The following is a 15,290-nucleotide window of genomic DNA, read 5'->3' on the forward strand; positions in this document are numbered from 1 at the left end:
CAGCGGTCTGCTCTATCGTTGAGGCATGCCTGATCACCACGGCACGCTCGCGCCCCCTACGCTCAGTGAGCGGCTCCAGGAAGTGACCGAAGCCCTGGCGGCCACCCGCATGCAGGAGGGGGTCTTTGAGGTCATTCTGAAACCGGCCCGTGAGGCGCTTGATGCGCGCGCCGCAACTGTTCTGCTGGCCGGCTCAGAGGGCCTCCATCTCGAGCGTGTCGCCATGACAGGCCAGCTCGCCAGCAGCCCCTCGATCTGGCAGGGCGCAATGCTCGAAGACGACGGCCCCGCAGCTGACGCCTTGGCTCAGCGGCGGGCGCTGTTCTTCGAGCACGAAGGGGAACTGGCACGGAAGTACCCCTCGGTGGAAGCCCGGTCTGGAGCAACCGCTCCGGTGGTGGCCACAGCCGTCCTGCCCATGTTTCTCGATGGCCGGCCCCTGGGCGTCCTGGTCCTGGATTTTATGGAGCCCCACCGCTTTACCGAAGACGAAAAGCGGTTTTTAAGGACCCTGGCCGCGCAGTGTGCCATCGCCTTTGGACGCGCCCGGCTTCTGCGTGACCTGGAAACCCGCGTGAGCGAACGGACCCATCAGCTCGAATCTCAGAACGACGTCCTTGAAGCGCAGCATGCTGAGCTGACCCTGCGGTCCGATGCGCTGCGGATGGCCAACGAGGAACTCGACGCCTTCGCCATGTCGGTGTCCCACGACCTGCGGGCGCCGCTGCGGCATATCACCGGTTTCCTCGGCCTGCTGCGCCGCTCGCTGGACGCGCCGCTCAACGAGAAATCCGAGCGCTACCTCAATCTGGTGGACGAGGCAGCAACCCGCATGAACACCCTGATCGACGCCATGCTTGACTTGTCCCGGACCTCACGGCAGACGCTGAGGCTGACGCAGGTCAATGTCGGTGACCTGCTGGCCAGCGTGCAGACCACGCTGCAGCCCGACACCGCCCAGCGGCGGGTGACCTGGACCGTCGGGCCGCTGCCGGTGGTCACCGCTGACGCCGATCTGCTGAGGCAGGTGCTGGTCAACCTGCTGTCCAACGCCCTGAAATATAGCCAGCCCCGTGAGGAGACGCATATCACCGTGGCGGCCCAGGAGCGGCCCGGAGAGTGGGTCTTTCAGGTCACCGACAATGGGGTCGGCTTCGATCCGCGCTATGCGGACAAATTGTTTAACGTCTTTCAGCGGTTGCACCGCCCCGATGCCTTCGAAGGCATCGGTGTGGGGCTGGCCAACGTCCGGCGTATCATCCTGCGGCACGGCGGGCGGGTCTGGGCGGAAAGCCAGGAGGAACAGGGCGCGACCTTCAGCTTTTCGCTTCCGCGCGGGCGTGAGGGTCGTTGAACACGGTCGGTGTCCTCAGTCTCTTTACCCGGTCTCCGGCAGCCTGACAGGGCACTCAGGGGCTGTAGGTGCGGGGCAGGCTGGCCGTACCAAACCAGTAGGCGCCCAGACGTTCCATCAACTGCATGAACCCCGACAGAGTGACCGGCTTGCTGACGTAGGAGTTGGCATGCAGCTCATAGGCACGCCGGATATCTTCGGGAGCGGTGGAAGTCGTGAAGACCACCACCGGAAGGTGCGCCAGGACCGGGTCCCGGCGGACGGCGGTCAGCACCTCGAAGCCGTTCATCCGCGGCATGTTCAGGTCAAGCAGCACCAGATCAGGCAGGTGACCCGTGGCTTTGAGTTCGCCCAGCTGGTCCATGACTTCCCGGCCATCACGCGCCACCGTCATCGTGACCGGCATCGCGGCAAGCTCCAGCGCCGCTTCCATCAGATAGACGTCGGCCGGATTGTCTTCGGCCAGCAGCAGCCGGACCGGTTCAGAAGTCATGACCAGCCTCCCGCCGGGCACCCTTGCTGATCTGGGGGTCAGGCAGCCAGAAGGTGAAGGTGCTGCCCTCCCCTGGAACCGAATTCACCCGCAGGGCGCCGCCATGGCGCTCGGCTATTTTCCGGGCCAGCGCCAGACCGATGCCGTTGCCTGGTGTGTCCTCGCGGCGTCCCAGACGTTGAAACAGGCCAAACACCTTCTCGTGATATTCCGGGGCGATGCCCAGACCGTTGTCCTGCACTGTGATGCTCCAGCCTGTGGGTGAGCGCTCCGCGCCGATCTTGATCCAGGGGGCGTACTGTCCACCGAAGGTCACAGCGTTTTTCACCAGCTGCAAGAGCAGTTCGCGCACGGCGCCCGGATCGGCCTCCACGGTGGGCAGATCGCCGTCAACCTCTACCCGAGCCCCACTGCTGCTGATCTGAGCCGAGACCTTAACCAGCACGTCCTGGACCACCGCAGTCAGAGAGAAACGGCGACGAGCCACCGCCGGAGCCGAGAGCAGCGCCGTATACGTGTGCAGGTCACCCGTAAGACTGCGCAGACGCGCAGTCTCGTCCAGCATGAACCGGATCATCTGCGCCGCGTTCTCGTCGACCTGGTCGCGGTAACGCAGCTGAAACAACTCCGCGAACTGCGTGATCAACCTGAGCGGCTCCTGCATGTCATGAGCAATCACGAAGCCGTACTGGCGCCACTCGGCGTTTGACCGTTCCAGCGCCTCGTTCAGGCTCCGGACGACACTGAGCCGTTCACCCAGCGCTGCTGTCAGCGCCCGCTGCAGTTCCTGGGCTTCTTCAATTTCCCCCGCGTGCCAGGGCTCAGCGTGACCGCGCACGGTCTGCTCGTAGGTCTCGAACGAGCGGCGCGGACCCAGGGCGTCCTTGGCCTGCTCGGGGGGAGCGCCACCCCAGGCCACCGTGGTCGTCATGGCGGGGCGCAGCCAGATCACACCTTCGGACCAGTCAAGGCCGACGCTGATGGCCAGCAGTCCGCTGGCCCGGTCAGCGAAGGACTGAGCCTCTGGCCACACCTCGCCCAGGGCCTCGACCTGAACCAGCGTACCGGCCTGCCTGCGCAGCCAGGAGAGCAGCGCCTCGATCTGGGACGGACCCGGTACAAGGCCGGTGGCCTGCCAGCGGCCTTCGAAAAAGACGATCACGCCGCTGGCGCGCATCAGCCCGGCCAGATCCAGGCGCTGGTCGGCGAAAGTGGCCAGCGGGTCAACCGAATGGGCGGCAGCTCCGAGGATGTGTGCGCGGCGCGTCTGGAGTCCGGCCCGGAAAGCGTCGGTGTCGGCGCGCGTCTTGACCTGGACCTGCAGGGCCAGGAGCCGCCCCAGGTACTCCAGGGCCGTGCGGGTTTCGGGCGGCACCACGAAGGCCCGTTCGTGATGACAGGCGATCAGCCCCCACAGCCGTCCGTCGACCACGATGGACACGGACAAGCTTGAGGCGACACCCATGTTGCGCAGGTACTGCAGGTGCATCGGTGAAGTGCTGCGCAACACCGCGCCGCCCAGAGGTGTGGGCTGTCCGCTGCGGGGGTCGAGGATTGGTTCCAGCGGCACCGGGTCAGCATGTGAATCTGCGGTCAGCCGCAGCAGGTGCCGCAGGTACAGGGCGCGGGCCTGCGCCGGAATATCCGACTCGGGGAACCGGTGACCCAGAAAGGAGTTCAGGTCGTCGCGGCGGGCCTCAGCGCGAACCTCTCCGCTCGCGTCCTCGGCAAACTCATAGACCATGACCCGGTCGAAGCCCGACAGATCGCGCACGACCTGTGCCGCCACCCGCAGCAGATCGTCCAGGGTCGGGGCATTTTCCAGGGCGAAGACCGCGTTGCGCAGGGCATGCGACCCGGTGCGTTCCACCTCGGGTGCCGGCTCGAACTCCAGGATGTACAGGTCACCGGTGCGGTGGACAGTCAGGGCCTGCAGGCCCTGGGAAGGCTCTGGGGCCGGCGATTCGCGGGTTGCCCGGAACTGCAGGTGATCGGGAGATCCGGGGGGCAAGGCTGTGGTCAGGGTCTGAAGTTCATCTGCCGTCAGGAGGCTGCCCAGCGAACGCCCGCGCAGGAGGGCGGCGGCAGTCCCGAGATGGTCCTCGGCATTGGCACTGACCTGGAGGATGTCCAGGCTCAGGGCATCGACTGTCAGCAGTGCGCCGTGAGGCTGCACGCTGCCTGGAACGTGAATCGGCTCGCGCTCGCAGTTGTCGGTGGTGATGGTCGGTCCGCCCTGGTAGGTGGGTGGCAACAGGTCACTTCCGCAGCCGCGGCTGGTCATGCCGGCATGCCCTGAAGCACCCGCTGGAAGGCGCCGAAAGCCACGCGCGCGCCGTCTACCACCCGGTCTTCCTCGTGGGACGCGACACTCTGGTTCATGGCCTGAGCAAAGGCCTTCCACATCGCTCCGGTCCGGGCTCCGTAGGCATGGAAGTAGGCGCCGCCGGTTCCGGGCGTCAGGCCAAGCGCTCTGTTCAGGTGCCGGCCGATCACCTGCCCGCCCAGCGTGGACCCCTCCAGGACATACAGGACCCCCAGCGCCTCGGGCACACCTTCAGGAAGCAGGGGGGGCAAAGGAGCAGGCCGGGGTTCCGAAACTGCATCAAGATCCTGGATCAGCAGCGGCGTTTTGAGCCTCGCGGGCAGGTCGAAAGCCTCTGGAAGAGGCAAGGACTGCAGCCCGGCCTCCAGTGGCTGGACCACCGAGTACACCTGGGTCAGCAACCGGGCATAGGCAGAGACGGTCAGGTCCGGCTGCAACACAGGCATCAGAGCTTCTACCTCGTGGTGCTGCTCCAGGGTGCTGTGTTTCAGGCGTGACATGATCATGGGCTCCGGAGACATTATCACGCAGAGCCTCTCCCGACTTCCCGGAAATCTGTTAAATACAGAATCCAAGGGATCCCTTCGTGGGATGGCCCAGGTGAAAATGGCTACAGCTTCGCCCCTTGCACTGCCGAACTGGTGTGTTCCTCTTTCCTCCAGAGGGCGAACTGGACTGCGCCATGCTGAGATGCGTGCTCCAGGGTCAGGCCCGGCAGGTGGCGCGAGACCCAGGCCAGGTCCGGAAAGTACAGACCGCCAAGGCGGGTCAGGGCCAACTGGGTCAGACCTGGTGCCCGGGTAACATACATCAGCCACACGACGCCGCCGGGGCGCAGCAGCCGCGCCAGTTCGCCAAGCAACCGGGCCGGGTCAGCCGTTTCGTTGAGGGTGGCTCCGGCGGTCACGCCGTCGTACCCTTCAGGGTCCCAGCCGGACTGCTCAAGATTGACCTGGTGCCACGAGATCAGCGCCGAAGGGGCGCGGGCAGCGGCCTGACGCAGCATGCCGGCACTGATATCAGCAGCGTCTACCCGGCACCCCTGAGCGGCGAGGACTCCTGCGTAAAAGCCGGTACTGGTGCCCACGTCCAGCCAGCGCTGGCCCGCCTGGGGCCTGCCTAACGCCTTAAACAGCCCGGCTTCACGCTCCAGCCCGAAGGGTTGAGCGCTGAGCAGCGTCAGGGAACGTTCACGCCACCGGGCGTATCCCAGTGGAGTGAGGGGCAGAAAGTTGCTTCGCTGGGCCAGGGTCAGGGTCTTGGGGCTCATCTCACGCTCCAGAGGGGTCTTGTGCTTACGGCGGCAGAAGGCGCTTGAGGGCGAAGCAGGCTCGGCTTTCCCAGATGCTCCGCTGCCCTACGGACTCAGGGGCAGACGCCGGGTCCGCTGATTTGACCTTCATGGACAGTATGATCCTGCCCGGACAGCTTATTTACACTTGGAAAAATTGCTTAAAGTTAAAGCAGATTCTGGCTGGTCCTGAACTAAGATGCGGTGAACTGCCCTGCCCGCCCGATTCCTGGGAGACCCGCCATGCCTGACCTCAATCTGCCCGGATCTCCTCCACTGGCCGCCCTGCGCTGGTGCCGAGTGATGACCCGGGTCCACAGCCAGACGTTCTACCTGGGCTCGCTGCTGTATCCACGGCGGCAACGGCTGGCGGTCTGGGCGGTCTATGCCGCCTGCCGGGTCGGCGACGACATCGCGGATGAATACACCGGCGCCGGGGCCAGGGTAGAGCTTGACCGCTGGTGGGCCAGGGTCTGCTCCGCCTTCTGCGGTAACCCCGGGGATGACCCGATGCAGACCGCACTGGCCTGGGCGACCCGGGAATACCCGATTCCGCTGGACGCGTTTGCCGAGTTATATGAGGGCTTCTGCATGGACCTGACGGGCCAGTCCTACGACAGCCTGGACGACCTGACCCTGTACTGCCGGCGGGTCGCGGGAGTCGTGGGCTTTATGGTCGCGCCTATCGGCGGCTACCGTGGCGGGGCACACACCCTGGAACAGGCCCTGATGCTGGGGCAGGCCATGCAGCTGACCAATATTCTGCGGGATGTGGGAGAGGACCTCTCACGCGGGCGGGTCTACCTGCCGGCTGAGCTGCTGAGCCGCTTCGGTGTCACACACGCCGACCTGCAGGCCGGCAGGGTCACGCCGGAGTACCGCGCACTCATGGCACAGCTGTGTGGTCTGGCGCGGGAATGGTACGCCAGGGGTCGGGAGGGCATTCCGGCACTGGAGGGGCGTGCCCGCGTGGGGGTCGCGGCCGCCGCACGCACCTACGAGGGAATTCTGGATGACCTGGAAGCCCACGGCTACGATAATTTCAGCCGGCGTGCCCATGTGCCGCCCCGGCACAAACTGAGGCTGCTGTGGCAGGAATACCGCGCCCATTCTTCGCCGGCGTCGGCTTGCCCGGTGGCCTGGGCGGAGCAGCAGTACCTGCGCCTCAAGGGATTGCGCGGCTGAGCAGGGGCCACCGTCCCGGCGAGGCGGGCTACAGTGGCCGCACCATGGCGCGTCCACCAGAACTCACCCGGCGCAAGGTTGCCGTGATTATCGGGGCAGGCATTGGCGGGCTGAGCCTGGGCATCCGCCTGCAGAGCCTGGGCTTCGACACGACCATTCTGGAGCGCCTTGACGGGCCCGGTGGACGCGGGTATCAGAAACGCACGCCCGACGGCTACGTGTTCGATATGGGCCCGACCGTCATCACGGTGCCGCACTTTATCGAGGAACTGTTTGCACTGGAACGTGACCGCGCCGCCCTGGGCGCCGAAGATTTTCCGCCGGCGGTCCGTCAGGCGCCGAGGGTGACGTCCGGCGAAAGCGGTGGCCCCCGGACCCGCGACTACGTCAAGCTGGTGCCGATCCTGCCGTTCTACCGGATCGTGTTTGATGACGGCTCGTATTTCGATTACGACGGTGACCCAGAAGGAACCCGCCGGCAGATCGCGGCGCTGGCGCCCGAGGATCTGGAGGGCTACGAGCGCTTTCACCGTGACGCCCAGGCCATCTTCGAGCGAGGATTCCTGGAGCTGGGCTACACGCATTTCGGTGATGTGCCCACGATGCTGGGCGCCGTGCCTGACCTGCTCCGCCTGGACGCCGTGCGCACACTGTTCTCGTTCACGTCAAAGTACTTCCGCTCGGACAAGATGAGGCAGGTGTTTTCGTTCGAGACGTTGCTGGTCGGCGGCAACCCGCTGAGCGTTCCGGCGATTTACGCCATGATTCATTTTGTCGAGAAGACCTGGGGAATCCATTACGCGATGGGCGGGACCGGGGCGCTGGTTCAGGCCATGGTGCGCAAATTTGAGGAGCTCGGCGGGACCGTCCGATATGACGCCGGGGTCGAGGAGATTCTGGTTACCGACGAGTGGGGTCAGCTGGTCCGGACTCCGCTGGGACGTCGTCAGGCGCGTGGCGTGCGCCTGGAAAGCGGCGAGACAGTGCCGGCCGATCTGGTGGTCAGCAACGGCGACTGGGCCAACACCTACCTCCGGCGGGTTCCGCGCGCGGCGCGGCTGGTCAACTCCGACCTGCGGGTGCGCGCCGCCCGCCAGAGCATGAGCCTGCTGGTGATCTATTTCGGATTTCGGGACAACGGCCGGCCGCTCGGGCTGCGCCACCACAACATTCTGCTGGGCCCGCGCTATGAAGCCCTGTTGCGAGAGATCTTCGGACAGAAGGTGCTGGGGGCAGACTTCAGCCAGTACCTGCACGTGCCGACCCTGACCGATCCGTCCCTTGCTCCCGAAGGGCACCACGCGGCGTACACCCTGGTTCCTGTGCCGCACAACGGCAGCGGACTGGACTGGACCGTTCAGGGACCTCTGCTGGTGGACCGCGTTCTGAATTATCTGGAAGAACGGGGCGTTATTCCAGACCTGCGGGCGCGCCTGACGCATCTGGAGTACGTGACGCCCGATTACTTCGAAACGACGCTGGACAGTTATCTGGGGAATGCCTTCGGGCCTGAACCGGTGCTGACCCAGAGCGCCTTCTTCCGTCCGCACAACCGCAGCGAGGACGTGTCCAACCTGTATCTGGTGGGCGCTGGGGCCCAGCCGGGCGCCGGGACGCCCAGTGTGATGATGTCGGCCAAGATGACCGCGCGCCTGATCGCCCAGGACTTTGGAGTGCCTGCCGAAATCACGGGGTAGGGAAAAAGCAGATTGGATGAACCGCCTGTCTGTGTCGTCCAGCAGTTCAGGGAGTAAGGTGCACATGGATCCGGAACCTGCGGCGGCCCTTTCCACAGGCCGAAGAGGGTTGGCGATGCGCTTTACACGAAGTCGGGGCCGCCCAGCGGGTCGTATGGGAGCCCCAGCAATTCGCCCGCGCCGTTCCAACCCGACAGCATAGAGAGCGGCACGCCGCCTCCGGGAAATACGGTTCCGCCCACCTGCACGAGATTGCTCAGTCCGCGGACCCGCCAGCCCGGGCGCAGGCTGCCCAGGAGCCCGTGAGGCGCACGGCCATACAGGGCCCCGGCCCTGGCGGTACGCGCGTAGTCTTCAGGAGAAAGCGCCCGCCACTCCGCGACGGCCAGGGGAAAACGCGCCTGAAGCTGGCTCAGGATCAGCGCGGCGTAGTTGTCAGCCTGGGCATGAAGTTCCGGCTGCGGCGGAGCGTTGACCAGCACAAAGGCCCGCCGGCCATCGAGGTGCAGGTACAGCGTGGGGTCACGCGGCAGCTTCCCGCGGCGGATGTCGCGCCACTCCTGCTGGTAGTCGGCAGGCCAGAACACGTGGTGACCCTGCCCGTAGTCCTCATGAAGACGAAGCTGCAGGGCAAAGCCGCTCACACCCAGTGCGGCGTGCCGGGTCTGCCGCCCCAGCCACCGGGCCGTCAGATGATGATCCGCGGCGCTGACCCAGGCGTCGGCAGTAAATACCCCCCGTGAGGTGTGGGCAGCAACCACCTGTCCCCCCCGCGTATGCAGCGAAGTGACTTGCGTGACGCTCTCAAACTGCACGCCTCTGGCCTGGGCTTCTGCCTGCATCCGGGCTGCGAGTTGCAGCAGACCGCCTTCCAGGTGCCAGACTCCGCCGCCCAGCTCGACCCAGGCAATGTTGTGCAGTACGGCCGGAGCGCGGTAGGGGTCCGCGCCGAGGTACGTGGCGAACCGCAGCCAGAAGGGGGTCAGGAACGGGCCACTCTCCACCAGCTGGTGCAGCGGAGTCAGTGGGGAGGCGCGGCGGCCATGCCGGGCCGCGTACCGGGCCAGCGCCGCAGGTCCAGGAGGCTGGGCAAACAGAAAGGTGGGAGCAGCCGCCTCGTACAGCTCACGGGCAAGGGCCAGCAGGCGGCGGTAATCGCTGGCCTCGGGCGTGGTCAGCTGGGCCAGGGTACTCTCCAGCGCCCCAGGCTGTCCCGGCGCTTCAGGGCCAAAGGTGCGGCCGTGAGGGGCGTGATAGAGCGTCACCGGCCGGGCGGGCTCCAGCGCCGGGGGATCCCAGTCCAAGCGCTCATACAGGGCCCGGAAGACCTGGGGCATGGTCACCACGGTAGGCCCGCTGGAGAAGTCCTCGTCGCCCAGCGCGGCCTTGCCCCCAGCCCGGTCCAGCCGGTCCAGAACAGTCACGCGCGCGCCACCGCGCGACAAGCGGAGCGCGGCAGCCAGCCCGGCAAAACCGGCGCCGATCACGACCACATTCACTGGCGGTCCTGGGCGTAATGGCGGCCCTTCCATTCCACGTTCCGCCGCAGGGCACGCACATACACCGGCAGGGCCGCCAGAGGCAGCAGCGGGGCCAGCAGTATTTCCGCAAGGTCGGCGGGGCGGGTACGCCCGGTCAGGCGTCTGACCAGCACACCTTCGAGTCCTGCCAGAAGAATTGGTCCGGGGTGGCCCCGCAGCAACGGAACGGTGTAGGTCAGCAGATTCAACATCCAGGACGCGCTCAGGGCCAGCCGGGATCCGCCATGCACCGTCAGCGCATTCTTGCCAAAGCCCCTCACCGACTCCGGATAGGACCGGTACATCCGCACGCTGATCAGGTCGCGGCCCAGGGCGACCGATACCCGGCCTCCGGCAGCCTTGACGTGTTGAGACAACGCGACGTCCTCCAGCAGGTGGTTCTGAACGGCGGCGTGTCCCCCCAGGCGGGTATAGGCTTCGCGCCGGAACAGCATGACCTGGCCGTTCGCCGCGCTGGCCAGCCGGTGCCGCACGCGCAGCAGGGGCGCAGGCAGCAGCGTCAGCAGCACATGATCGACCAGCGGCGTAAGCAGCCGCTCGCCTGGGGTGACGTTCGCCTGACGCGGAAAGACACTCAGAAGGTCGGCCCCAGTCCGCTCCTGCTCAGCCAGGAGTGCGTTCAGAGCTCCAGGTGACCACGTGACGTCTGCGTCGGTAAACAGAAGAAAGTCTCCCTGAGCCGCGCGGGAGAGCTGATGACATGCCCAGGTCTTGCCGTTCCAGCCCGGCGGCAGCGGCTGGCCGCGAAGGACGCAGGCTCCCAGACCGGCGGCCACTTCGCTGGTCTCGTCCCGGCTGTCGTCGTCCAGAACCAGCACTTCCAGGGCCTCCTGACCCAGCACGCCGCCCAGGTTGAGGCGCAGGTTGGGAGCCTCGTCGCGGGCCGGCACCAGCACCGAGACCCGCCGGGACTTCTCGGAGCCAGCGCCGCCAGGAACCAATCGGGGAAAGGCCACCACATTGACCAGGGCCACGGCCACCTTGACCGACAGGACAACCCACGGCAGGGTACGCAACAGCGCCTTCATGACGTCCGGCGTCCGGTTTTCCAGACCCACCACATCAGCAGCGGTTGAAGCGGCAGCCGTGCCCAGACCACCCAGGCCGGAGTGCTGAATTTCTCGGGGTCCTGCGCCATGTACAGGTTGGCCGGATAAACCGCCACCAGCAGGGCGAGCAGGCCCCAGCGGGCCGCCGGCCGGGTCCGGGGATGCAGCAACCCCAGGCCGCCTGCCAGCTCTGCCGCACCGCTCAGCAGCGTCGCGGTGCGCGGCGACATCGGCGTGGCGGGCGGCACGATACGGTCAAAAAACTCCGGTCTGAGAAAATGCATCATCCCAGCGGAGATAAACAGGGCCGCCAGCAGCACCGTGGAAGGGTCCGGGCGGGATCGCAGGCTCATGGGCGCATTTTGCCGTGTCGCCCACGGGGATGATGGGGGGCTTCTTCGGGCGCCTGAAAACCGCTCAGCCGGGCGAGCCAGCGAACGGCCGGCGTGACTTCATCCGGGCGGCTGGTACGGCCCATGACGCGGCGCAGATACCCGGCAGGAGGCAATGCAGGATCGGCGGCAGCCAGATCGGTGTCAAGTGCGGCCAGCACCTCCGCCAGACGCACCGGCAGCTCTGGAGCAGGGCACGGCCTGCCGAAGCGCACAAACGCCTCGGGGGATGGTCCGGCGCGCACCGCCACCCGGAGGGCCACCGGCACCAGCGGAACCCCGGCGGCAGTGGCCAGCCACGCCGCTCCGGGCTGAAGGTCAACTAGGGGTCCGGCGGCCTGAATCGCTCCTTCGGGAAAGACAACGACCCAGCACCCGGCGTGAGCGTCACGCGCCAGGGGACGCAGCTGTTCAGGTGGCCGGGCCCCGATCAGCTGCAGAAACGGAAACCGGGCAAGCTGCCGCGTGGTCATCATGACGCGCAGGGACTGGTCAGCCTGCCAGGCCAACTCGGCCAGCAGGTATCCGTCCCACCAGGAATGGTGGTTGGGGGCCAGCACCGCGCCCCCCTGGGGCGCCTCTCCCCTGACCCAGAGGCCCGCAAGGCCCTGGCGGACCTGCCGCCGGATGGTGGCCCGCAGCATCCGGGCGATCCACCAGCGGTTCACACCGCCCGCCGGGTCTGGCTCAGGACCAGCGCCATGGCCACCAGGGTGACGCCTGCAGCGACCGGCTGACCGAACAGCAGCAGACCTCCGGGCAGAAACAGCAGTTCGACCAGATACACCTGCCCCGGATGGAGGGCCGAAGCTGCCGGCTGCAAACCCGGGGCCAGCCGCACGAACGCCCAGCTCAGCGCGGTGCCTATGCCCCACCAGCCGACGAAATTCAGCAGTGGAGCGCCGCTCCACAGCGGGTGGGGGTCCTGCCAGGTCCAGTAGCCCTGGGAGGTCATCAGGGGTTCAAGTCCCAGGTCCCAGGCCACCAGCAGCAGTCCCGCGAGCCACGCCCGCCCACCCGACAGCAGCGTGGCCACCAGGGTCATGGCAAACCAGCCCAGCGGCACAATCAGGGGAACGCCCAGAAGCGTGGGGGCCGGAGCGCCCTGGTAGCTGTAGTGGCCGAAAGGAAGCCCGGTCTGGCTGCCGACCCACTCAACCAGCCAGCCCGTCCCGCTGCCCAGCAGCAGCAGAGACAGGGCCCGGCCCCAACCCACCCGCTGGGCGGCGTATGTCAGAGCTGCCAGGCACAGAAACACCGTGCTCAGCATTCCGAGCAACGGGAACCCACCTGGCCACAGGGGAACCGGAATTTTGGCGAGCAGGTACAGCGCTGCAAAGCCCAGCCATGGACGCAGGTACGGACGGGCGCGGCCAAGGCGCTCAAGAGCCGCCGGATGCAGGAACAGCATCAGTCCAGTGACCACCAGCAAGTTGGTCACCAGGAAAAACAGCATCTCCTCAAGAGGAAGGGGGCCCAGGTTCAGGCCAGTGGTGTACCGCGCGGAAATCTGCCAGATGCCGTGCGTGATCGCGTACGCGTCGGTCAGCCACAGGTACACCGTGGGCAGCAGCGTCGCGGTCCAGAACAGCCGTGCGCGGCCCATCAGCAGGTCTCCCCCAAAGGCCCACTGTCCGGCCAGGACGGGCATGGCCCAGGCCAGGATCAGACCCAGGTACAGCGTGCTTTCCTGACGCAGACACAGCGCTCCTATAAAGGCAAGCCCCAGCAGCAGCGCCGCGCCGCCCCACCGGACGAGCTCTGGCCGGGACGCGATCCGTGCCGGTCCGCCCCGGCGCAGCAGCAGCAGCAGCAGCAGACCCGTGATCAGGGTCTGGAGGAAAAAGAACGCGTACTCCTCGTAAGGCACGTATCCCAGACGGCCCAGCACCCGGTCGGGCGGGTAGGACCACACCTCGCGGAACACCAGATAGTTGTCCCAGGGAGTGGTGTATGCGGCGGCCACCAGCGGCAGGGCCCAGAACCAGCTCCAGCTCCAGCGGTCGTTGGTGTTATACCGGCCTGCCACTGGACCACGGCGCCGCGCGGTCAGTGCCGCCAGCACCAGCAGCACCGGCACGATAAACACCAGGTGGTACTGCAGGTACGTCATATGAACCGCCTGAGATCCAGGAGCAGGACCATCTGAGCGGTCATTGCCACCGCCGGCGCGTCAGATCGCTGAGAAGTACTCGGGCCGCGGTGCGCCCGGACGCGCCCATGATGCCCCCGCCGGGATGGGTGCTGGCCCCGGTCAGGTAAAGCCCCTTGACGCCGGGCCAGCGGTAGCCGCTGGCCTGCATCCACGGCCGGAAGGCGAACATCTGATCAAAAGTCATTTCCAGGTGCATCACGTTGCCGCGGTGCAACCCCAGGTGCTGCTCAAGCCACGCAGGCGTCTGCACCAGTTCGCCGACAATCTGCTCGCGGGTGCCCGGCGCGTAATGCTCGAAAGCATTCAGGATGTTTTCACGGGCCTCGGCCGTGCGGGTCTCCCAGCTTCCGGAGGCCAGTTCAAACGGATAATACTGGGCCCACAGCCACAGGACCTCGCCTGCAGGCGGCGCCAGTGAATCGTCTACGGCGCTGAAGGTCATGGCCACCAGCGGGGGATCGGTGGTGGGTTCACCGGCCAGGAATTCACCGTAGCCTTTCATCAGCTGACGTTCGCTTTTGATCAGCAGGCCCAGCCCCACCCGGCTTTCAGGCTCGGTGTGCTGGCGGTAGTGGACCTTGCCGCTGAGCGCCAGCCGCAGAATCATGCCAAACCCGTTGCCGACCCGCACGTCCCGTGCAGCGGCCGGGACGTATTCCGGTGGCAGGGCGCCGGCGGTGGTCAGAACGTGCGATCCGGCCACCACGGCGCGGGCCGTGTAGATCTCCCCATTGGCCAGCCGCACGCCCTGGGCACGGCCCTCTTTGACCAGGATGTCCTGCACCGGCGCATTCAGGAAAATCTGCCCGCCGTGCGCCTGGGTCGCTCGGGTCAGGGCCTGGGTCAGGCCACCGCTGCCGCCTTTTGGCCGCGCCACGCCGCCCTCGTGATACAGCGGATGCCACAGCAGAAAAGGAGCGCTGAGTGGATCGGTCGGGGGAGGGCCACTCTGCGCGGCCATCCAGGTCAGCGGGGCACGGACGCGCTCTTCCGAAAAGTATTCACGGGCCACCTCGCCGTAGGGGCGCAGGATGCGGCTGAGCTGCCGGGCGCTGTCGCGCCCCCGGCCGCTGCCCACCGCCATGCGGCCCAGTTCCAGCGGCCCAGGAGCGCTGTTAAACAGTTCGGCGACACTCCGGGCAAAGGGCGTCCAGTCATCCAGGAAGCGCGAATAGGCTTCGCCCTGTCCGGGAAAGGTACTGTCCAACTCGCGTGCTGTGCGCTCCCGGTCACGCCAGATAAACCAGGGAGTCTCCCCGTCGGAGCAGTGAAACAGGGGGTCAAGTTCCAGGTAGTGCAGGCCATACCGCGACAGCTCGAGCTCCTGAACCACTGGGGTCATTCGGATCAGGATGTGAGCGCTGCCCCCATAGTCGAACCGGTACCCCGGGATAATTTCCTCCGTACTCACAGCGCCGCCGACCAGATGCCGGCGCTCGAACACACCGACACGCAGGCCCGCGCGCGCCGCATACGCAGCCGTGACCAGAGCATTGTGACCCGCTCCCATCACGATCACATCGAAATCAGTCATGTTGAAGCAGTTTGACATGCTGCTCTTGCCAAGCTGGCCTGAGAAAGAGCAGGATGGGAGCGTCGTTCAACGATTGGACCGGTCAACCTATATGTGGGGCAGGCACGAGGTCACTCCCAGCCAGTTCATGTGATTAAAAGAACTTAATAGTTTAGCTGATAGGCAGATTTCGTGCTGAGAGCACGCCACAGTCTTAAGAAGTCTTCATCCGACTCTCTGACCACCGTTCACAGACATGATTCTTCTGCCAAAAATAACGTGGCGATTGTGACA

Annotated in this window: 13 protein-coding genes; 3 read left to right on the plus strand and 10 right to left on the minus strand. The window is 66.2% G+C overall.

Features of this window, described 5'->3' with window-relative positions:
• The first annotated feature begins 25 nt into the window (after positions 1-25).
• The gene (locus DEIDE_RS18220) at positions 26-1,354 is read left to right on the plus strand and encodes a sensor histidine kinase (protein ID WP_049760557.1); all 1,329 of its coding nucleotides are present in this window, start codon (positions 26-28) and stop codon (positions 1,352-1,354) included.
• 55 nt (positions 1,355-1,409) lie between these two features.
• On the opposite strand, the gene DEIDE_RS15375 is transcribed toward DEIDE_RS18220, so the two are convergent.
• The 4 genes from DEIDE_RS15375 to DEIDE_RS15390 all read right to left on the minus strand — a co-directional run bounded on the left by DEIDE_RS15375 (position 1,410) and on the right by DEIDE_RS15390 (position 5,443).
• The gene (locus DEIDE_RS15375; RefSeq protein ID WP_012695248.1) at positions 1,410-1,847 is read right to left on the minus strand and encodes a response regulator; all 438 of its coding nucleotides are present in this window, start codon (positions 1,845-1,847) and stop codon (positions 1,410-1,412) included.
• On the minus strand, positions 1,837-4,131 hold the full coding sequence (locus DEIDE_RS15380) for an ATP-binding protein (RefSeq protein WP_012695249.1): 2,295 nt from the start codon (positions 4,129-4,131) through the stop codon (positions 1,837-1,839). Before DEIDE_RS15380 ends, DEIDE_RS15375 begins: the two co-directional genes overlap by 11 nt.
• The gene (locus tag DEIDE_RS15385; protein ID WP_162485700.1) at positions 4,128-4,673 is read right to left on the minus strand and encodes a biliverdin-producing heme oxygenase; all 546 of its coding nucleotides are present in this window, start codon (positions 4,671-4,673) and stop codon (positions 4,128-4,130) included. Before DEIDE_RS15385 ends, DEIDE_RS15380 begins: the two co-directional genes overlap by 4 nt.
• A 110-nt stretch (positions 4,674-4,783) precedes the next feature.
• Positions 4,784-5,443, minus strand: a complete 660-nt coding sequence (locus tag DEIDE_RS15390) for a class I SAM-dependent methyltransferase (protein WP_012695251.1) — start codon at positions 5,441-5,443, stop codon at positions 4,784-4,786.
• Between the two features lie 264 nt (positions 5,444-5,707).
• Between DEIDE_RS15390 and DEIDE_RS15395 the strand changes: the two genes are divergently transcribed.
• Together DEIDE_RS15395 and crtI are read left to right on the plus strand one after the other, a co-directional pair.
• Positions 5,708-6,649 carry a phytoene/squalene synthase family protein gene (locus DEIDE_RS15395; RefSeq protein WP_012695252.1) on the plus strand — a complete coding sequence of 314 codons (942 nt, stop codon included), beginning with the start codon at positions 5,708-5,710 and terminating at the stop codon, positions 6,647-6,649.
• Positions 6,650-6,693: 44 nt separating this feature from the next.
• A complete protein-coding gene (gene crtI, locus DEIDE_RS15400; protein ID WP_012695253.1) occupies positions 6,694-8,346 on the plus strand; it encodes a phytoene desaturase family protein in 1,653 nt (550 codons plus the stop codon).
• A gap of 122 nt (positions 8,347-8,468) precedes the next feature.
• On the opposite strand, the gene DEIDE_RS15405 is transcribed toward crtI, so the two are convergent.
• The 6 genes from DEIDE_RS15405 to DEIDE_RS15430 are packed head-to-tail and all read right to left on the minus strand — an operon-like array spanning position 8,469 to position 15,017.
• Complete coding sequence (locus DEIDE_RS15405) at positions 8,469-9,845, minus strand: phytoene desaturase family protein (RefSeq protein ID WP_012695254.1); 1,377 nt, start codon at positions 9,843-9,845, stop codon at positions 8,469-8,471.
• A complete protein-coding gene (locus tag DEIDE_RS15410) occupies positions 9,842-10,915 on the minus strand; it encodes a glycosyltransferase family 2 protein (protein WP_012695255.1) in 1,074 nt (357 codons plus the stop codon). Before DEIDE_RS15410 ends, DEIDE_RS15405 begins: the two co-directional genes overlap by 4 nt.
• Positions 10,912-11,289 (minus strand): DoxX family protein, encoded by a 378-nt coding sequence (locus DEIDE_RS15415; RefSeq protein WP_012695256.1) that lies wholly within the window; start codon positions 11,287-11,289, stop codon positions 10,912-10,914. The genes DEIDE_RS15410 and DEIDE_RS15415 overlap by 4 nt, the downstream gene beginning before the upstream one ends.
• Positions 11,286-11,996, minus strand: a complete 711-nt coding sequence (locus tag DEIDE_RS15420) for a lysophospholipid acyltransferase family protein (RefSeq protein WP_242403007.1) — start codon at positions 11,994-11,996, stop codon at positions 11,286-11,288. Before DEIDE_RS15420 ends, DEIDE_RS15415 begins: the two co-directional genes overlap by 4 nt.
• The gene (locus DEIDE_RS19805) at positions 11,993-13,441 is read right to left on the minus strand and encodes a carotenoid biosynthesis protein (protein WP_012695258.1); all 1,449 of its coding nucleotides are present in this window, start codon (positions 13,439-13,441) and stop codon (positions 11,993-11,995) included. Before DEIDE_RS19805 ends, DEIDE_RS15420 begins: the two co-directional genes overlap by 4 nt.
• Before the next feature lie 40 nt (positions 13,442-13,481).
• A complete protein-coding gene (locus DEIDE_RS15430) occupies positions 13,482-15,017 on the minus strand; it encodes a phytoene desaturase family protein (protein ID WP_041227877.1) in 1,536 nt (511 codons plus the stop codon).
• Between the last annotated feature and the right edge of the window lie 273 nt (positions 15,018-15,290).

It is taken from the genome of Deinococcus deserti VCD115, from assembly GCF_000020685.1.
GTDB classification, from domain to species: Bacteria; Deinococcota; Deinococci; order Deinococcales; family Deinococcaceae; genus Deinococcus; species Deinococcus deserti.